Here is a 17756-nt window from a genome sequence, read left to right as displayed (position 1 = left end):
TCGTGGTGATCGGTGGAACGCCCGGGTGTCTCCCGGTTGATCCACTACTCAGTGTCGCCTAGCGACCGGTCAGTCGCCTGGCGTTTTCCAGGTGCTCGGTGAGCTGCTTCTGGATGCGCTCGGTCGCCTCGTCCAGCGCCCTGCGGGTGCGCCGTCCGCTGCCGTCGCCCGCCTCGAAGGGGTCGCCGTAGACGACGTCGACGCGGTGGCGCAGCGGGGGCAGCCCCTTTATCAACCGTCCCCGCTTCTCGGAACTTCCCAGCACCGCGACCGGAACGATAGGCGCCCCGCCGCGCACCGCGAAGTAGGCGAGCCCGGCGCGCAGTGCGGCGAAGTCGCCCTCGCCCCGGGTGCCCTCGGGGAAGATCCCGAGGACCCCGCCGTTCTTCAGGGTGTCGAGCGCCTGTGTGATGGCGGTGCGGTCGGCGGAGTGACGGTCCACCTTCAGCTGGCCGATGCCGGTCAGGAAGGGGTCGAGCGGGCCGACGAACGCTTCCTTCTTGATCAGGAAGTGCACGGGCCGGGGCGACACGCCCATCACCATCGGCCCGTCGATGTTGTGGCTGTGGTTGACCGCGAAGATCACCGGCCCGCTCGCGGGCACCTTCCAGGCACCCAGGACGCGCGGCCGCCACAGCCCGAACATCAGGCCGACGCCGATACGCCGCCCGACCTCGGCACCCCGCTCCGAAGGAACTGTCACTTCGCGGCTCGCTTCTCCTCGACGAGGGTGACGACGCACTCGATGACCTGCTGCAGCGTGAGCTCGGTGGTGTCCACCTCGACCGCGTCGTCCGCCTTGGCGAGCGGCGAGGTCTTACGGCTGGAGTCGGCCGCGTCCCGCTTCATCAGCGCCTCGCGGGTGGTGTGCACGTCGGCACCCTTCAGCTCACCGCTGCGACGGGCGGCGCGGGCCTCCGGCGAGGCGGTGAGGAAGATCTTCAGGTCGGCGTCGGGCAGCACGGTCGTACCGATGTCACGGCCCTCGACGACGATGCCGTCCCGGGCGCTCTTGGCGGTCGTGCGCTGCAGCTCGGTGATCCGCGCCCGCACCTCCGGTACGGCACTCACCGCGCTGACCTGGGAGGTGACCTCCTGGGTGCGGATCGGACCGGCCACGTCGATGCCGTCGACCGTGATCGTCGGCTTCTCCGGGTCGGTGCCGGAGACGATCTCGGCCTTGCCGGCCACGTCGGCGATCGCGGACGGGTCGTCGATGTCGATCCCGTTGTTCACCATCCACCAGGTGATCGCCCGGTACTGGGCTCCGGTGTCGAGGTAGCTCAGCCCGAGCTGCGCGGCGACGGCCTTCGACGTGCTCGACTTGCCCGTGCCGGAGGGGCCGTCGATGGCGACAATCACGGGCTTGGCGGCACCGTTTTCCACGGGGGGACACCTTCCTGGTGCGGTGTGTCGGGAGTGTGGGGACGCGAGGGCGCCCCGCACAAGGTTACTGGGTACGAGTCACTCGTCCGGCCGCGCGCTGCTCGGCCCCCTACTGCCGGATGGCCCAGCCCCGCTCCCGCAGCCCCGCCGACAGCACCGGCGCGGCCTTCGGCTCCACCATCAGCTGCACCAGACCGGCCTGCTGCCCCGTCGCATGCTCGATGCGTACGTCCTCGATATTGACGCCGGCCCGCTCCGCGTCCGCGAAGATCCGCGCCAGCTGTCCGGGCTGGTCGTCGATCAGCACGGCCACGACCTCGTACACCCGAGGAGCCGCGCCGTGCTTGCCGGGCACCCGGACCTGCCCCGCGTTCCCCCGCCGCAGCACGTCCTCGATGCCGGACGTCCCCTCCAGCCGCTTCGCCTCGTCGGAGGACTGCAGCGCCCGCAGCGCCCGCACCGTCTCCTCAAGATCCCCGGCGACGTCGGTGAGCAGGTCGGCCACGGGTCCCGGGTTCGCGGCGAGGATGTCGAGCCACATCCGGGGGTCGGACGCGGCAATCCGGGTCACGTCCCGAATGCCCTGGCCACACAGCCGTACGGCCGCCTCCTCGGCGTTCTCCAGCCGGGCGGCGACCATGCTGGACACCAGGTGGGGCATGTGGGACACCAGCGCGACCGCGCGGTCGTGGGCGTCGGCGTCCATCACGACCGGTACCGCGCGGCAGTGCGAGACCAGTTCCAGGGCGAGGTTCAGCACCTCGGTGTCGGTGTCGCGGGTCGGTGTCAGCACCCAGGGCCGGCCCTCGAAGAGGTCGCCGGTCGCGGCCAGCGGGCCGGACTTCTCGCGGCCCGACATGGGGTGCGTGCCGATGTACGACGACAGGTCGAGCCCGAGCGCCTCCAGCTCACGGCGCGGCCCGCCCTTGACGCTGGCCACGTCGAGGTAGCCGCGGGCCACGCCCCGGCGCATGGCGTCGGCGAGCACCGCGGCCACGTGCGCGGGCGGGGCGGCGACGATCGCGAGGTCCACGGGGCCCTCGGGCGCCTCGTCGGTGCCGGCGCCGAGCGCGGCGGCCGTACGGGCCTGCTCGGGGTCGTGGTCGGCGAGGTGGACGGCGACGCCGCGCTGGGCGAGGGCGAGTGCGGCGGACGTGCCGATGAGGCCGGTGCCGACGACGAGTGCGGTTCTCACTGGGCGATGTCCTTGCGCAGGGCGGCCGCGGCACCGAGGTAGACATGGGCGATGTCGGCGCGGGGCCGGTCGGACTCGATGTGCGCGAGGACACGCACGACCCGCGGCATGGCGCCCTCGATGTCGAGTTCCTGGGCGCAGATCAGCGGTACGTCGGCGAAGCCGTCGCCGAGCTTGCGGGCGGCGGCCGCCGGGAAGTCGCTGTGCAGATCCGGCGTGGCCGTGAACCAGATGCTGATCAGGTCGTCCGAGCTCAGGCCGTTCCGCTCCAGGATCGCGGTGAGCAGGGCGCCGACCTGCTCGTCCATGTGGCCGGCCTCGTCCCGCTCCAGTTGGACGGCCCCCCGGACCGCTCGTACCGCCACGGCTCTGCTCCTTGCTGCTGTACGGATCGGCTCTACGGCCGTCAAGCCTAGTCAGCCCGCGTACGGCCGGTGCAGGTCGCCCGCCCGCTGAGACACCTCGGCCCGCGCCGGGTCGGCTTTGAGTCAATGTCACCCGTCCGTCCCGATTTCGCTACCGGACCGCGAACGCCCCCGTACGCCTCTGGACGCCGGGCCACGGCTCCGCTCTCATGGGCAGCAAGCTCGCCTCGGGGGAGGCCTCATGAAGCGTCCCGGACCCTTGCTCACCCTTCTCGCGGGACTGTTGGTCGGCGTGTTCATGCTGTCGCTCAACGCGACGACGGGGACGAAGAACGCGTCCTCCTCGTCCGCGGACCGCACGCCGGACACCACGAAACAGTCGCCCGCGGCGCCCCCGTCACCGACACCCGCACGGCCGGCCCCGTCGCCGTCACCGTCGAAGACCCCCGTCCCGGACGCCGGGTACGCCGGCCGTACCGACGACGACTCGTCCGCCGTGGCCGTCACCCTGCGCGACGGCAGGGCGATCGCGTACTTCTGCGACGGCCGCGACAAGGAGTCCTGGCTCAAGGGCGACGTGAACGACGACGGGACCATGCGGCTCACCGGCAAGGACGGTTCCGTCCTGAACGGCACCCTCAAGGAGGGCAAGCGGATCCGCGGCACGGTCGACATCGACGGCGGGCACTACGCCTTCACGGCCGACCGGACGAAGAAGCCGTCGGGCCTGTACCGGGCCACCGCCACGGTGCGCGGCGCCAAGGTCGACGGCGGCTGGATCGTGCTGCCGGACGGCCGGCAGGTCGGCGTCCTCACCCGCGACGGTGAGCCCTCGGCGGCCCCGGAGATCGACCCGGAGACCGGCGCCGTAACGGTCGACGGCCAGGGGCTCACGGCCCGCCCGGCCGCCCCCTGACCTGCCTCTACCTGACCTGACCCGACCTGACCTGACGTCCCTTGACGTCCCTCGTCGTCCCGCTCGACGACGCCCCTCACGATCCCATCCTTCACGGGAGTCGATCATGACCGTCGACCCGAACGCCGTCACCCAGGACTTCCCGCCCCCGCAGCCCGGCCACCGCCGCCCGGGCGCGGCCCGCTATCTGCTCCCGGCGCTGGTCGCCTGCGCGGTCGCGCTGGGCCTGGGGGTCTACGGCAAGCTCCACGACCCGGCGGGCACCGCCTTCAACCTCGCCGGGTTCAGCAGCACGGGCGCGGTGAAGTCATGGCTGGCGACGACCGCGATCTTCCTCGCGCTCGTGCAGCTCGTCTCGGCGCTGATGGTGTACGGCAAGCTGCCGGGCCCGAGCTGGTCGGCGGTGCTGCACCGCTGGTCGGGCCGCGCGGCGTTCCTCGTCGCCGTACCCGTGGCTGTGCACTGCCTGTACGCCCTGGGCTACCAGACGTACGAAACGCGCGTTTTGTGGCACTCCCTCCTGGGTTGTTTCTTCTTCGGTGCCTTCAGTGCAAAGATGCTGTTGCTCCGCTCGGAGCGACTTCCCGGCTGGCTCCTGCCGATCGTCGGCGGACTGGTCTTCACCGCTCTCACGATCATCTGGCTGACCTCGGCCCTCTGGTTCTTCCGCACTTTCGGAGTGACGACATGACCAACCGCCCGACGCGGCGCACGATCCTCCTCGCGACGGGCGCGGCGGCGCTCGCCGTGGGCTGTGGCGAATACGGCGACGACAGCGGCTCCTCGTCCGTGGAGGCCTCCTCCGGCCAGGAACTCGCCAAGACCAGCGACATCCCGGTCGGCGGCGGCAAGATCTTCAAGGACGAGAAGGTGGTCGTGACGCAGCCGCAGGACGGCGAGTTCAAGGCCTTCTCAAACATCTGCACGCACCAGCAGTGCCCGGTGGCCGGCGTGGCGGACGGCACCATCAACTGCACCTGCCACGGCAGCAAGTTCAACATCACGGACGGCTCGGTGGCCCATCCCCCGGCGACGAAGCCGCTGCCCGAGAAGAAGATCACGGTGGACGGAAATTCGATCCTCCTCGCCTGATCCGCCACGTACGCTCCGGGCCATGCACCCCGAGACCCCGGAGAGCCTGGTCCGCGACCACACGATCTACGCCTGCGTGATGGGTTCGCGCGCCTTCGGTCTGGCGACGGACGCCAGCGACACCGACCGCCGGGGCGTGTTCGTGGCTCCGGCCCCGCTCTTCTGGCGTTTCGAGAAACCGCCGACACATGTCGAGGGCCCACTTCAGGAGCAGTTCAGCTGGGAGCTGGAGCGCTTCTGCGAGCTGGCGCTGCGCGCCAACCCGAACATCCTGGAGTGCCTGCACTCCCCCCTGGTGGAGTACGTCGACGACACCGGCCGCGAACTCCTCGCCCTGCGCGAGGCGTTCCTCTCCCGCCAGGCCCACGAGACGTTCGCGCGCTACGCCCTGGGCCAGCGCAGGAAGCTGGAGGCCGACGTCCGCAACCACGGCGCCCCACGCTGGAAGCACGCGATGCACCTGCTGCGCCTGCTGACCAGTGCCCGCGACCTGCTGCGCACCGGCCGTCTGACGATCGACGTGGGCGAGGGGCGCGAGTCACTCCTCGCGGTCAAGCGCGGCGAGGTCCCCTGGCCGGAGGTCGAGTCCCGGATGACCCACCTGGCGAGCGCGGCGGAGGAGGCCGCCCGGCACAGCCCGCTCCCGCCGGAACCCGACCGCCGCCGCGTGGAGGACTTCCTGATCCGCGTCCGCCGCGCCTCAGCTCTCCAGCCGGATCCGTACGACGAAGGCGTGCAGGGCGCCGTGGACGCTCGGGGCGTCGGGCAGCACTGAGGCCGCCTGCGCCTCGTCCAGCACGGCGTGCAGCCGCTCCACGTCGGCCGCCACGCGCGCGTGGTCGACGTCGGCGGCTCCGTGCTCCTGCTCCGCCTTGGCGGTGATCAGCTCCGGCACATAGGCGGGGGCGTCGACCTCCCCGATCAGCGTGGGCAGATGCGGCTGCACCTCACCGCTGCGCATCAGGTGGATGCCGGTGAGCAGCACCCGGAAGGTGTACAGCAGCGGCTTGAGCTCCCCGGTCTTCTCGAACAGCCGCCACTGCGTCTGCGCGAACCCTCGATAATGATGGGCGTGGTGGCCGGTGAGCACGCCGGGCGCGAGGTCGGCCAGCTCCCGGTGGGAGTCGGTGGTGTGCACGACGAGCGGCGAGAGCAGCTGCTCCAGGACGTAGCCGTTGCGGCGCAGCATCAGCCGTACGAACTTGCGCAGGTCGTGCGTCACCAGGTCCATCTCGACGCCGTCCCGCACCCACATCCGGGACCGCGTCTCGTCCGGCTCCCGCAGCCCGACGAGGTCGGCGGTCGGGAGCAGGTGCACGCCCCGCAGGTCCACGTCGGAGTCACGGGACGGGAAGCCGTACAGGTGCGCGCCGGAGACGGTCGCGAACAGCACCGGGTCGGGCTGCTCGGCGACCACGGGTGCGAGGTCGATGTCCAGGGCCTCGATCATCCGTCAAGCGTCCCAGAGCGCTCCGAGGGTCATCAGGTCGCCCCCGTACTCGATCCGGTCCGCCCACTCGGTCGGCCAGGCTTCGTCCCCCAGCCAGGCGCCCGCGAAGGCGCCCGTCAGGCATGCGATCGAGTCCGAGTCGCCGGAGGTGCAGGCGGCCCGGCGCAGGGCGGTCAGGGGCTCGTCGGCGAACCACAGGAAACACAACAGGCCGGTGGCCAGGGCCTCTTCGGCGATCCAGCCCGCGCCGGTGGCCAGGCACGGGTCGGTCTCGGGCGAGGCCGTGTGCACGGCGTCCTGGAGGCGGTCCAGGATCTGAAGGCACTCGTCCCAGCCGCGCGCGATGAAGTGCTCGGGCGTGGGGTCCTGGCTGCGGGTCCACAGGTCGCCGAGCCAGCGCTCGTGGTAGCGGGCGCGGTTCTCCCGGGCGTACGCCCGCAGCAGCCCGACCAGTCCGGCCGGCTCGGTGCCCTGCGCGAGCAGGCGTACGGCGTGTGCGGTCAGGTCGGACGCGGCGAGCGCCGTCGGATGCCCGTGGGTGAGGGCGGACTGCAACTGGGCGGCGCCCGCGCGCTGTTCGTCGCTGAGGCCGGGGGCGAGCCCGATCGGTGCGACGCGCATGTTGGCGCCGCAGCCCTTGGAGCCGATCTGGCTGGCGTCCTGCCAGAGCCTGCGCTCGTCCTTCAGCAGATTGCAGGCGACCAGGCAGGTCCGGCCCGGCGCGCGGTTGTTCTCCGGTGACTGGTACCAGTCGACGAACTCCTCGCGCACCGGCCGTTCCAGCCGCTTCGGCGCGAGCAGGCCCCGGTCCATCGCCGTGCGCAGCCCCTTCCCCAACGCCAGCGTCATCTGTGTGTCGTCGGTGACGATCGCCGGCGTCGGCAGCTCCATCTCGCGCCAGGGACCGCACTTGGCGAGGATCGACGGCACGTCGTTGAACTCGGTCGGGAAGCCGAGCGCGTCCCCGAGGGCGAGGCCGAGCAGGGAGCCGGTGGCGGCGCGCTTGCGAACGGTGGTCATGGTCATGCGGGGCGTCCTTCCGGGGTCGGCCGAAGCAGGGGCGGGTGGAGGGCGGTCGCGGTGCCCGCGCGGTACAGCGCGGCCGGTTTGCCGCGGCCGCCGGTGAGCCGGGCGGCGCCGGGCACGGGCTCGACGAAGCCCTGCGTGGCGAGCACCTTGCGGCGGAAGTTGGGCCGGTCGAGGACGGTGCCCCACACCACCTCGTACACGTGCTGCAGCTCGCCGAGCGTGAACTCGGGCGGGCAGAAGGCCGCGGCCAGACTGGAGTACTCCAGCTTGGCGCCGACGCGGTCGTGGGCGTCGGCCAGGATCCGGTCGTGGTCGAAGGCGAGCGGCCCCGCCTTGCCGTACGGCACCCAGCGGGCCTGCGCCGCGTCACTGCCGCCGTGCGGTTCGGGCGGGTGCGGCAGCAGCGCGGCGAAGGCGACCGTCACGACCCGCATCCGGGGGTCGCGGTCGGGCTCGCTGTAGGTCCGCAGCTGCTCCAGATGCAGACCCGAGACGTCCGACAGGCCGGTCTCCTCGGCGAGTTCACGCCGGGCCGCCGTCTCCGCCGACTCGTCCGGCTGCACGAAACCGCCGGGCAGCGCCCAGTGGCCCTTGTACGGCTCCTGCCCGCGCTCGACGAGCAGCACCTGCAGGACGCCGTCGCGAATGGTGAGGACCGCGAGGTCGGCGGTGACGGCGAAGGGCTCGTGGGCGTGCTTGTCGTAGCCCTCGGGCACGGTGGGTCCCGGCATACCGCTCACCTCTTTTATAGTCAGCATGACTATTAGTCACTCCGACTATAAAGAGGCCGGACGGGTTGCACAACCCAACGGAAGGCAAATCCACGCCACCCCGCCGGGAACCGTGTCACCGCGCCGAGGAACCGTGCCACCGCGCCGAGAAGCCCTGCCGTCCGCCGACGAACCCGTCACCCCGCCATCGGACCGCGCCGCCCCAGAAAGGCCAGCAGCCGCTCCTCAGGGCCCGCCCCCGCCGACACGGCGACCGGCGCGCCGAACCGCACGCCCCGGTCCGCCTCCGCGACCACGCACCGCGCGACGGGCAGCAGCTCGGCCGCGAGCGCACCCGGTATCGGCCGCGGCCGCCCGCAGGACTGGGCGACGTCCCACCCGTGCACGGCGATCTCGACGGCCCCCACGGCGGCCATCACCCGCATGTCCAGCGGCCGTTCCCCCACGAGCGCCGACTCCGGCGGCCCGGCCGCCCAGGCACCGAGCACCGCGCACGCGCGCGTACGGAAGCCACAGGCCCGGTCGGCGGCGCCCGGGATCAGCCCGATCCGCCCGCCGGTCAGGCCCTCGTACAGCGCGTCCAGCGAGTCGTCGAGGTGCCCGAGCAGCTCCCTCAGGTCCCACCGCGCGCACGGCGTACCGCGCCCCGGGCTCACGCCGTCCGCATCGGCGACGCTGCGGAGCGCGTAGGCGAGCGAACGCTCCAGGAGCTCCCCGGACTCCCCGGAGTTCATGACAGGCCCCACAAGGCCCTCTGGGGCCCCTCAGGGGCCGTCTGGGAGGCAGCCTGGACGGCCTCCCGGTTGTTCTCGGGCGCAGCGAACTCCTCGCCGCCCGTGTCGGTCGTCCTCATCCCCGCTCCCTCCGTCACGGATCGTCATGAATACAGACCGTCCGGGAGGCGAAAACGAATCGGCCGGCCCCGGGCAACACCCGGAACCGGCCTCCACACGCGCGTACGCCTACGGCGCCTTACAGATCGACTTCCTTCATCAGCATGCCGACCTCGGTGTTGGACAGCCGTCGCAGCCAGCCCGACTTCTGGTCGCCCAGGGTGATGGGACCGAACGCGACCCGCACCAGCTTGTCGACCGGGAAGCCGGCCTCGGCGAGCATGCGGCGCACGATGTGCTTGCGCCCCTCGTGCAGCGTGACCTCGACCAGGTAGTTCTTGCCGGTCTGCTCGACGACCCGGAAGTGGTCCGCGCGCGCGTACCCGTCCTCCAGCTGGATGCCGTCCTTGAGCTGCTTGCCCAGGTCGCGCGGGATCGGGCCCACGATGTGCGCGAGGTAGACCTTCTTCACGCCGTACTTGGGGTGGGTCAGCCGGTGGGCCAGCTCACCGTGGTTGGTGAGCAGGATGACGCCCTCGGTCTCGGTGTCGAGCCGCCCCACGTGGAAGAGCCGCGTCTCCCGGTTGGTGACGTAGTCCCCGAGGCACTGCCGGCCCTCGTTGTCCTCCATCGTGGAGACGACACCGGCGGGCTTGTTCAGCGAGAAGAACTGGTACGACTGCGTGGCGACGGTCAGCCCGTCGACCTTGATCTCGTCCTTCTCGGGGTCGACGCGCAGGCCCTGCTCGGTGACGATCTCGCCGTTGACCTCGACCCGGGCCTCGTCGACCAGCTCCTCGCAGGCCCGCCGGGACCCGTAGCCGGCCCGCGCGAGCACCTTCTGCAGCCGCTCGCCCTCCTGCTCGGCGCCCGGGAAGGTCTTGGGCAGCTTGACGTCCTTCTTGCCCGCGTAGCGCTCACGGTTGCGCTCCTCGGCGCGCGCGTCGTACTCGCGGGAGGTCGCCGGAGCCCAGCGGCCCCGGCCGGTGCCGCGCTGCTGGCCCTGCTTGGGCCCGCCCTTGGCGCCTCCGCGCGCGGAGGCACCGCGCCCGGACTTCGGGCCGTCCTGCGTCCCCCCGGGGCCCACGTCGTAGCGGCGCTCCTCGGGGCGGGGCTTCCGCGGCCGGCCGCCCTGCTTGTCGTCGCGGGCGTTACCGGCGCCACGGTAGTTACCGCGGCCCCCGCTGCTCCCGCCGCGGCCGCCGCTGTTGCCACCACGGCTCCCGCCGTTGTTTCCGCTGCTGTTCCTGCCGCTGCTGCTTCGCATCAAATTTCCGTCTAGTTGTCGTCTGCGTCCTCGGAATCCGGAGCGTCCGGATCGAACGACGGCACGCCTTCCTGGGTCTCGGCCTCGATCGCCTCCGCCTCCGGGAGGAAGGGCGCGAGCTCCGGGAGCTCGTCCAGACCGCGCAGGCCCATCCGCTCCAGGAAGTAGTTCGTCGTCCTGTACAGGATCGCACCTGTTTCGGGTTCCGCGCCCGCCTCCTCGACCAGCCCGCGCTGGAGGAGGGTGCGCATGACACCGTCGCAGTTCACTCCGCGCACGGCCGAGACCCGGCTGCGGCTGACCGGCTGACGGTAGGCGACGACGGCCAGCGTCTCCAGGGCGGCCTGGGTGAGGCGTGCGGTCTGCCCGTCCAGGACCAGGCCCTCCACGGCCGCGGCGTACTCGGGGCGGGTGTAGAACCGCCAGCCGCCCGCGACGAACCGCAGCTCGAAGCCGCGGCCCTGGATGACGTACTCGTCGGCGAGCTCCCTGAGGGCCCCGGCGATCTGCCGCTTGGGCCGCTCCAGGAGCTTCGCGAGGTGCTCCTCGGTCGCGGGCTCGTCCACGACCATGAGCATCGCCTCCAGGGCGGGCTTGAGGTCGAGGTCGGCGACGGTACGCAACCCGGCCGGAAGCTCGGTGGTCTCCTCACTCACGCCTTCTTCTCCTCCTTCGGCTGCTCGGGCGGCCGGTCGAACTCGTCGGTCACCAGGGGTGCGTCCTCCCCGTCCCCACCGGTCCACCGCACGACGAGCTCCCCGAGCGCCGTCTCCTGATCGAGGGCCACGGCCTTCTCGCGGTACAGCTCCAGCAGCGCCAGGAAGCGCGCCACGACGGTGAGGGTGTCGTCGGTGTCCTCGATGAGCGACCGGAAGCTGGCCTCGCCGAGTTCCTTCAGCCGCGCGACCACGATCCCGGCCTGTTCCTGCACGCTGACCAGCGGCGCGTGGATGTGATCGACGTACACCTGCGGCTTGGGTTTGGGCTGCATCGCCTTGATGGCGAGCTTGGCGAATCCTTCCGCCCCGATGCTGATGACGACCTCGGGCAACAGCTCGGCATGATGCGGTTCGAGCCCGACGGTCCGCGGATAGCGCCGCGCCTCGTCGTCGAGCCGCCGGCTGAAGATGTCGGCGATCTGCTTGTACGCCCGGTACTGCAACAACCGCGCGAACAACAGGTCCCGCGCCTCCAGCAACGCGAGGTCGGCCTCGTCCTCCACCTCGGCCGAGGGCAGCAGCCGGGCCGCCTTGAGGTCGAGCAGGGTGGCCGCGACGACGAGGAACTCGGTCGTCTCGTCCAGGTCCCAGTCCGGCCCCATCGCCCTGATGTGCGCCATGAACTCGTCGGTCACCTTGGACAGGGCGACCTCGGTGACATCGAGTTTGTGCTTGGAGATCAGCTGGAGGAGGAGGTCGAAGGGGCCCTCGAAGTTGGAGAGCCGGACCTTGAAGACACCGTCGTCACCGTCGTCACCGCTGTCGCCACCGTCACCGGCCTCGGTCTCGCCCTCCTGGGCAGCGGGCTCGGCGACGGAAGCCTCATGCGCCGGTTCCGGCTCGGGCTCGGCCGCCTCGGGCCCGGAGCCGGCCGCCTCGTCGGGCTCGGGCTCCGCTTCCGGTACGACGACCTGCGGCTCCGGCTCCGGTTCTGGCTCCGGGACCACGATCTCGGGAACCTCGGGCGCCGGCTCCGCGGGAACCGCGACCGGCACGCCCACGGGCGCCGCGCCCGGTCCTCGCCCCAGCGCACGCCGACGGCCACCGGAGGTACCGGTGCCGCGTGCGGGAACGTCGTTCGAGGTCATAGCCCCCGCAGGCTACCGCTACCGCCCGCGAAGCCGTCGTACGAGGATGCTGGCGTCGCCGCGGCTCTCCAGATCCGCGAGCACCACGGCCACCGCCTCACGGACGATCCGCCCGCGGTCCACGGCCAGCCCGTGCTCGCCCCGGAGCACCAGACGCGCGTGCTCCAGGTCCATGAGCTCCTCGGCGGAGACGTACACGGTGATCTTCTCGTCGTGCCGCTCTCGCCCGCTGGGCCGCCGCGCCGCCGCCCGCCCACGCTTGCGCGGCGCGGCGGAGGCAGCTGCAGAAGCAGCGGAACCGGACGGGGCGGAACCGCCGGAGGCATTCGCACCGGAGGAACCGGCAGAACCTTCCTGCGCCTCCTGACGCCGGGCGGAACGCTCCGCGGCGACAGCCCGGATGCGCGACTCCCCGGCGTCGACGGACTCCGTGTCGGCGGCCACATGCTCCGCACCGTCACCGTCGCCGCCCTGCACGGGCACCGACTGCGGCGCGTCCTCAGCGGCGGCGGCCGCGTCGCCCTCCCCCGCGGGAGCCGGCACCCGGGCCTCGCCGTTGACCGGGCGCCGGGGAGTGGACGGCTGGAGCGCCATACCCCCTGTCGTACGGAACAGTTCGTCGGCCCCCGGCAGACTCACTCGGCGTGACACCGGGCGAGCACCTCCCTGGCGAGCTGGCGATAGGCGGCGGCGCCGACGGAGTTGGAGGCGTACGTGGTGATGGGCTCACCGGCGACCGTGGTCTCCGGGAAGCGGACCGTGCGCCCGATGACCGTGTGGTAGACGTGGTCGTCGAAGGCCTCGACGACGCGCGCGAGCACCTCACGGCTGTGCACGGTGCGCGAGTCGTACATCGTGGCCAGGATCCCGTCGAGCTCCAGCTCCGGGTTGAGCCGCTCCTGGACCTTCTCGATGGTCTCGGTCAGCAGCGCCACACCACGCAGCGCGAAGAACTCGCACTCCAGCGGCACGATCACCTTGTGGGCGGCCGTCAGCGCGTTGACCGTGAGCAGGCCGAGCGAGGGCTGACAGTCGATCACGATGAAGTCGTAGTCGGGCAGCAGCGGCTTCAGGGCACGCTGGAGCGTGGACTCGCGCGCGACCTCGGAGACGAGCTGGACCTCGGCGGCCGACAGGTCGATGTTGCTCGGCAGCAGGTCCATGTTGGGGACCGCCGTCTTCAGGAGCACCTCGTCCGCCGACATACCCCGCTCCATGAGCAGGTTGTAGACGGTGAGGTCGAGCTCCATCGGATTGACGCCGAGACCGACCGACAGCGCGCCCTGCGGATCGAAGTCGACGAGCAGGACCCGGCGCCCGTACTCCGCGAGCGCGGCACCCAGGTTGATGGTCGACGTCGTCTTGCCGACGCCACCCTTCTGGTTGCACATCGCGATGATCTTCGCGGGACCGTGGTCGGTCAGCGGACCCGGGATCGGGAAGTACGGCAGCGGACGCCCGGTCGGGCCGATGCGCTCACGGCGCTGCCGGGCAGCGTCGGGCGCGAGCGTGGCCGCGTACTCGGGGTCGGGCTCGTACTCCGCGTCGGGGTCGTAGAAGTGCCCTTCGGGCAGTTCGTCGTAGTCGGCGAGTGGGTTGTGGGGCGCGCCACTTCCGTCGCCGGCCATGGCGTTCACGTGATGGCCATCCATGCTCTGGTTTGCTGACAGAGCCGTGCGGGGGCTGGTCTGGCTCTGCTGGGCTGCGAAGGTTCGGACAGCGACGGAGCCGACAGCCTCGAATCCCGCGGGACCCTGGCCCCGTACAGGCATTCCTGGTTGACCACCCCCGGGAGAAAATGTCGACTCATTCACAAGTCGTCTTACCTCCTTGGTGACCAGGAAACTTCTAGACAGGTCAGCGTGGCACCATGCCGACAGCTGGCGACTCTATGGCGTGTCGGCGGTCCGCAGCAACACAATCCGCCGGACCGGGCAGATGTGTCGACAATGAAACATCCCGCTGTCAAGGGCGTACGGCCGTCGCACGGCAGGTTTCACCGGTGTGCGAATCGGTCGAAGCGTTGCGTTCGAGGCGAGTTGACCGAGAGTCGCAAAGTGACCATACACACATCCGGCCGGACCTTTTCGGGCAAGGTCCGGCCGGGTGTGTGCGGTTGACGACTTGTGTTGACGTATCGCCTTTACCAGAAAGTGACTTAGCCGATCGACTCAGCCGAGCAGCGTTTCGAGCTCCACGTGCTCCAGGCCGTGCGCCTCGGCGACCTCCCGGTAAACCACCTTGCCGTCATGCGTGTTGAGGCCCTTGGCCAGCGCCGGGTCACGGCGCAGCGCCTCGACCCAGCCCTTGTTCGCGAGCTCGACGATGTAGGGCAGCGTGGCGTTGGTGAGCGCGTAGGTGGAGGTGTTGGGCACCGCGCCGGGCATGTTGGCGACGCAGTAGAAGACCGAGTTGTGGACCGGGAAGGTCGGCTCGGCGTGCGTGGTGGGACGCGAGTCCTCGAAGCAGCCGCCCTGGTCGATCGCGATGTCGACAAGGACACTTCCCGCCTTCATCCGGGAGACGAGCTCGTTGGTGACCAGCTTCGGGGCCTTGGCGCCCGGGATCAGGACGGCGCCGATGACGAGGTCGGCCTCCAGGCAGGCCTTCTCCAGCTCGAAGGCGTTGGAGACGACGGTCTGGATCTTCGTGCCGAAGACCTTGTCCGCCTCCTTGAGCTTGTTGATGTCCTTGTCGAGCAGGGTCACGTGGAAGCCCATGCCGATGGCGATCTGCGCGGCGTTCCAGCCGGAGACGCCACCGCCGATGACGACGGCCCGGCCGGCCAGCACGCCCGGGACACCGCCCGGCAGCACACCGCGGCCGCCGTTGGCGCGCATCAGGTGGTAGGCGCCGACCTGCGGGGCCAGGCGGCCCGCGACCTCGGACATCGGGGCGAGCAGCGGCAGGGCGCGGCTCGGCAGCTCGACGGTCTCGTAGGCGATCGCCGTGGTGCCGGACTCGATGAGGGCGTCCGTGCACTCCTTGGAGGCGGCCAGGTGCAGGTAGGTGAAGAGCGTCTGGTCCTTGCGCAGGCGGTGGTACTCCTCGGCGATGGGCTCCTTGACCTTCAGCAGCAGGTCGGCGGTGGCCCACACCTCGTCGGCGGTGCCGAGGATCTGCGCGCCTGCGGCGACGTACTCCTCGTCCGGGATCGACGAGCCGACACCGGCGCCGCGCTCGATGACGACCTGGTGGCCATGGCGCACCAGCTCGTGCACACCGGCGGGGGTGATGGCCACCCGGAACTCGTTGTTCTTGACCTCGCGGGGGATGCCGACCTTCACGTCGATCACGGTCCTTGGCTCAGAGGGTGTGGGGGCATTACAAGACATACCCAGGCATGCAGGACGCACCGGGATACACCGCAGGAGAAGGTGCGGCAGAGCCAGTCTAATGAAGGTGTTCCCGCTGTCTAGCCTTTCAATGCATCAATCTTCAGCGGATGTACTACGGATTTCGCAGGCGTTACGGTCGTTCTCCGGCTCGAATGCATCTTGCTCGGGCCCCGGCACCTGCGCATCTGCCTCCTCGGGCTCCTCCCCCAGCATCCGCCGGGCGGCGCCCCGGTGCAGCTGCGCAGCCGCGGGATCGCCCAGGTGGTCCAGGGTGTCGGCGAGCCGCATGTACAGCGCCGCGTGCAGCCGTGGGTCCTCGGCGCGCCGCGCCCACTCCACCGCCTCCCGGCAGGTGCGCAGCGACTCCTCGGGCCGCCCCGCGTACTCCTGGACCCGCGCCAGCTCGCTCAACGCGCGGGCGTGAGCGGCGAGGTCGCCGTTCTTGCGGTGCCCGGCGACCGCGGCCCGCCAGTGCCGCAACGCCTCGCCGTACCGGCCCGCGAAGGTGTGGGCGGCGCCGATACGGCCGTACAGCCGGGCGGCGTCCGCGCGCTCGTCGCGGGCCAGCCGCTGGGCCAGCGCCCGGCCGAACCAGTCGGCGGCCCGGTCGTAGTCCCCAAGCTCCAGATGGGCGCCGCCTACGGATTCCATCGCGCGGCCGGTCGCGTACGGGTCGTTCGCCTGCCGTCCGGCGTCCAGAGCGGCCCGGTAGCGCACCAGCGCCGCCTGCGTACGGCCGGTCCGGGCGTCGACGTCACCGAGGTTCAGCAGGGCCGCGGCCTTCTCGCGGGGCAGGTTCCGGCGCTCGGCCACGTCGAGGACCAGGCCGTGTACGGCATACAGGTCGTCGGCGGCCGCCTGGGTGCCGACGTGCGCGACCAGCGCCTTGACCAGCTGGGACATCAGGCGCCGGGCGACCGTGTCGAGCTCCCCGTCGGCGACCGCGGCCCGGGCCGAGGCCAGCAGGGCCGGCCTGCGGATGTTCAGCCAGTCGGCGGCCGCGCGCGGGTTGGGGAAGCGCAGCGCCTGGGGCATGCCGAGGAGCTTCTGGCGGGTCTCGGGGGTGTCGGTCTCGGTGATCGCCCGGCAGGACTGCAGCAGCCGCACGCACCGCTCCAGCATGCGGGCGCGGGCGAGCTGCAGCTCGGCGGGACGGTCCTGGGTCTCGGTGAGGGTCTTGAGGTACGGATGCAGACAGGCCGGCACCTCGTACTGCGGCAGCGGCGAGTCGACGGCGTGCAGCAGGCCGTGGGCGGCGAGGGCGTCCAGGGTGGTGCGGGCGCTGTCGACCGAGGAGCCGGCCAGCGCGGAGGCGGTGTGCGGGTCGACGAGGATGCCCGGGGCGAGGGAGAGCAGGCGCAGCATCCGGGCGGCCGGGGTGGACAGGGACGCGTAGACGAGGCGGAAGACCCGGCTCAGCGCCGTGCCCTCCTCACCCTCGGCGCGCAGCTGCTTGGCGAGGTCGGCGACGGCCGCCTTGGGCCGGGCGGCGAGCCAGCCACCCGCCAGCACCAGCGCGGCGGGCTGTCCCTGGCACACCTCGACCAGTCCCTCGGCGGCCCTCGGGTCGACGGTGATGCGGACCGAGCCGGCCTGCCGGGACAGCAGCTCCACGCCCGACTTCGTGTCCAGGCCGCCGAGAGTGCAGGGCCGTACGTCGGAGATCCCGGTCAGCGGTCCGCCGGAGACGGCGACGACCAGGCACTCCGGGGCGTCCGGCAGCAGGGCGTCGACCTGCTCGGCCTCGGCCGCGTCGTGCAGCAGGAGCAGTGCCCGGCGCCCGGCGAGGGCCTTGCGCAGGGCCGCCGTGAGGTCGTCCTCGGCGGCACCGGGCGGGATCGGCCGGTCCAGGGCGCCGAGCAGTTCGCGGGCGGCGCGCTCGACGGGGACGGGGGTGCCGTCGGGCTCGCTCAGGCGGGCCCGCAGCACGCCGTCGGCGTAACGGTCCGCCACCTGCCGTACCAGTTCCTCGGCGAGCGCGGTGCGGCCCGAGCCGGGGCGCCCGGCGATGAGCAGTACGCGCGCGCGTGGCGCCTTGCGGCCGGAGATGGTGTCCAGGCCCGCGCGCTCGATGTCGGCGCGGAGCTCCTTCAACTCGCGGGTGCGGCCCAGGAATTGGTTCTCGCCGGACGCGTGTGCCGACACCTGTACGCCGCCTGTGTCCACCACCTGATCCGTCACGGGCCACGCTCCCGTCCCACCACACGCGCAAGCCCGCCGGGACTCCGGTTCGGGCGTGTTCAGAGCCTAGTTCACGCTCTGCTACGTTCCGTGCGGAGCACGGCGGGCACGACGAGGACATCCCCCGACCGGATCAGCCGATCTTCACACTGACGGGTGGATGTAC

19 protein-coding genes are annotated in these 17756 nt (G+C 71.4%); 4 read left to right on the top strand and 15 right to left on the bottom strand.

Features of this window, described 5'->3' with window-relative positions; all coding sequences use genetic code 11:
• Positions 1 to 58: 58 nt before the first annotated feature.
• The 4 genes from POF73_RS18180 to aroH form a co-directional block, all read right to left on the bottom strand.
• Positions 59 to 646, bottom strand: coding sequence for a lysophospholipid acyltransferase family protein (locus POF73_RS18180; RefSeq protein ID WP_272116713.1), 588 nt, complete (start codon positions 644 to 646; stop codon positions 59 to 61).
• Positions 647 to 699: 53 nt separating this feature from the next.
• Complete coding sequence (gene cmk, locus POF73_RS18175; RefSeq protein WP_272116472.1) at positions 700 to 1386, bottom strand: (d)CMP kinase; 687 nt, start codon at positions 1384 to 1386, stop codon at positions 700 to 702.
• Between the two features lie 109 nt (positions 1387 to 1495).
• Positions 1496 to 2581, bottom strand: a complete 1086-nt coding sequence (locus POF73_RS18170; protein ID WP_272116470.1) for a prephenate dehydrogenase — start codon at positions 2579 to 2581, stop codon at positions 1496 to 1498.
• Complete coding sequence (gene aroH / locus POF73_RS18165; RefSeq protein ID WP_272116468.1) at positions 2578 to 2946, bottom strand: chorismate mutase; 369 nt, start codon at positions 2944 to 2946, stop codon at positions 2578 to 2580. The genes POF73_RS18170 and aroH overlap by 4 nt, the downstream gene beginning before the upstream one ends.
• Positions 2947 to 3187: 241 nt before the next feature.
• On the opposite strand from aroH, the gene POF73_RS18160 reads away from it, so the two are divergent.
• The 4 genes from POF73_RS18160 to POF73_RS18145 all read left to right on the top strand — a co-directional run bounded on the left by POF73_RS18160 (position 3188) and on the right by POF73_RS18145 (position 5729).
• Complete coding sequence (locus POF73_RS18160; protein WP_272116466.1) at positions 3188 to 3862, top strand: hypothetical protein; 675 nt, start codon at positions 3188 to 3190, stop codon at positions 3860 to 3862.
• A gap of 106 nt (positions 3863 to 3968) precedes the next feature.
• A complete protein-coding gene (locus POF73_RS18155; RefSeq protein WP_272116464.1) occupies positions 3969 to 4553 on the top strand; it encodes a DUF6529 family protein in 585 nt (194 codons plus the stop codon).
• Complete coding sequence (locus POF73_RS18150) at positions 4550 to 4954, top strand: Rieske (2Fe-2S) protein (RefSeq protein WP_272116462.1); 405 nt, start codon at positions 4550 to 4552, stop codon at positions 4952 to 4954. The genes POF73_RS18155 and POF73_RS18150 overlap by 4 nt, the downstream gene beginning before the upstream one ends.
• A 22-nt stretch (positions 4955 to 4976) precedes the next feature.
• The gene (locus POF73_RS18145) at positions 4977 to 5729 is read left to right on the top strand and encodes a nucleotidyltransferase domain-containing protein (protein ID WP_272116460.1); all 753 of its coding nucleotides are present in this window, start codon (positions 4977 to 4979) and stop codon (positions 5727 to 5729) included.
• Here POF73_RS18145 and POF73_RS18140 read toward each other — a convergent pair.
• The 11 genes from POF73_RS18140 to POF73_RS18090 all read right to left on the bottom strand — a co-directional run bounded on the left by POF73_RS18140 (position 5655) and on the right by POF73_RS18090 (position 17590).
• Positions 5655 to 6404 (bottom strand): nucleotidyltransferase domain-containing protein, encoded by a 750-nt coding sequence (locus POF73_RS18140; protein WP_272116458.1) that lies wholly within the window; start codon positions 6402 to 6404, stop codon positions 5655 to 5657. The two genes, POF73_RS18145 and POF73_RS18140, sit on opposite strands and share 75 nt — an antisense overlap.
• A 3-nt stretch (positions 6405 to 6407) precedes the next feature.
• Positions 6408 to 7430, bottom strand: coding sequence for an ADP-ribosylglycohydrolase family protein (locus POF73_RS18135; protein ID WP_272116456.1), 1023 nt, complete (start codon positions 7428 to 7430; stop codon positions 6408 to 6410).
• Entirely contained in the window at positions 7427 to 8164 is a 738-nt protein-coding gene (locus POF73_RS18130) for an NUDIX hydrolase (RefSeq protein ID WP_272116454.1), read from the bottom strand. The genes POF73_RS18135 and POF73_RS18130 overlap by 4 nt, the downstream gene beginning before the upstream one ends.
• Before the next feature lie 176 nt (positions 8165 to 8340).
• Positions 8341 to 8898 (bottom strand): maleylpyruvate isomerase family mycothiol-dependent enzyme, encoded by a 558-nt coding sequence (locus POF73_RS18125; protein WP_272116452.1) that lies wholly within the window; start codon positions 8896 to 8898, stop codon positions 8341 to 8343.
• A gap of 238 nt (positions 8899 to 9136) precedes the next feature.
• Positions 9137 to 10264 (bottom strand): pseudouridine synthase, encoded by a 1128-nt coding sequence (locus POF73_RS18120; protein WP_272116449.1) that lies wholly within the window; start codon positions 10262 to 10264, stop codon positions 9137 to 9139.
• A gap of 11 nt (positions 10265 to 10275) precedes the next feature.
• Positions 10276 to 10920 carry an SMC-Scp complex subunit ScpB gene (gene scpB / locus POF73_RS18115; RefSeq protein ID WP_272116447.1) on the bottom strand — a complete coding sequence of 215 codons (645 nt, stop codon included), beginning with the start codon at positions 10918 to 10920 and terminating at the stop codon, positions 10276 to 10278.
• Complete coding sequence (locus tag POF73_RS18110; RefSeq protein WP_272116444.1) at positions 10917 to 12071, bottom strand: segregation and condensation protein A; 1155 nt, start codon at positions 12069 to 12071, stop codon at positions 10917 to 10919. The genes scpB and POF73_RS18110 overlap by 4 nt, the downstream gene beginning before the upstream one ends.
• Positions 12072 to 12089: 18 nt before the next feature.
• On the bottom strand, positions 12090 to 12722 hold the full coding sequence (locus POF73_RS18105; protein WP_272116442.1) for a hypothetical protein: 633 nt from the start codon (positions 12720 to 12722) through the stop codon (positions 12090 to 12092).
• A complete protein-coding gene (locus POF73_RS18100; protein WP_272116440.1) occupies positions 12707 to 13843 on the bottom strand; it encodes a ParA family protein in 1137 nt (378 codons plus the stop codon). Before POF73_RS18100 ends, POF73_RS18105 begins: the two co-directional genes overlap by 16 nt.
• A 399-nt stretch (positions 13844 to 14242) precedes the next feature.
• Complete coding sequence (gene ald, locus POF73_RS18095) at positions 14243 to 15367, bottom strand: alanine dehydrogenase (protein WP_272116438.1); 1125 nt, start codon at positions 15365 to 15367, stop codon at positions 14243 to 14245.
• A gap of 135 nt (positions 15368 to 15502) precedes the next feature.
• Positions 15503 to 17590 (bottom strand): tetratricopeptide repeat protein, encoded by a 2088-nt coding sequence (locus tag POF73_RS18090; protein ID WP_272116436.1) that lies wholly within the window; start codon positions 17588 to 17590, stop codon positions 15503 to 15505.
• Between the last annotated feature and the right edge of the window lie 166 nt (positions 17591 to 17756).

Source organism: Streptomyces sp. HD (assembly GCF_028369295.1).
Lineage (GTDB): Bacteria > Actinomycetota > Actinomycetes > Streptomycetales > Streptomycetaceae > Streptomyces.
The sequence above is the reverse complement of the archived record's forward strand: the minus strand, read 5'-3'. Positions and strand labels throughout refer to the sequence as shown.

What these genes read in the sequence shown, in the direction of transcription:
- POF73_RS18180 (WP_272116713.1), bottom strand. Translation starts at nt 646, where the DNA reads ATGTTCGGGCTGTGGCGGCCGCGCGTCCTGGGTGCCTGGAAGGTGCCC.
- POF73_RS18160 (WP_272116466.1), top strand. Translation starts at nt 3,188, where the DNA reads ATGAAGCGTCCCGGACCCTTGCTCACCCTTCTCGCGGGACTGTTGGTC.
- POF73_RS18155 (WP_272116464.1), top strand. Translation starts at nt 3,969, where the DNA reads ATGACCGTCGACCCGAACGCCGTCACCCAGGACTTCCCGCCCCCGCAG.
- POF73_RS18150 (WP_272116462.1), top strand. Translation starts at nt 4,550, where the DNA reads ATGACCAACCGCCCGACGCGGCGCACGATCCTCCTCGCGACGGGCGCG.
- POF73_RS18145 (WP_272116460.1), top strand. Translation starts at nt 4,977, where the DNA reads ATGCACCCCGAGACCCCGGAGAGCCTGGTCCGCGACCACACGATCTAC.
- POF73_RS18140 (WP_272116458.1), bottom strand. Translation starts at nt 6,404, where the DNA reads ATGATCGAGGCCCTGGACATCGACCTCGCACCCGTGGTCGCCGAGCAG.
- POF73_RS18135 (WP_272116456.1), bottom strand. Translation starts at nt 7,430, where the DNA reads ATGACCATGACCACCGTTCGCAAGCGCGCCGCCACCGGCTCCCTGCTC.
- POF73_RS18130 (WP_272116454.1), bottom strand. Translation starts at nt 8,164, where the DNA reads ATGCCGGGACCCACCGTGCCCGAGGGCTACGACAAGCACGCCCACGAG.
- POF73_RS18125 (WP_272116452.1), bottom strand. Translation starts at nt 8,898, where the DNA reads ATGAACTCCGGGGAGTCCGGGGAGCTCCTGGAGCGTTCGCTCGCCTAC.
- POF73_RS18120 (WP_272116449.1), bottom strand. Translation starts at nt 10,264, where the DNA reads ATGCGAAGCAGCAGCGGCAGGAACAGCAGCGGAAACAACGGCGGGAGC.
- POF73_RS18110 (WP_272116444.1), bottom strand. Translation starts at nt 12,071, where the DNA reads ATGACCTCGAACGACGTTCCCGCACGCGGCACCGGTACCTCCGGTGGC.
- POF73_RS18100 (WP_272116440.1), bottom strand. Translation starts at nt 13,843, where the DNA reads ATGCCTGTACGGGGCCAGGGTCCCGCGGGATTCGAGGCTGTCGGCTCC.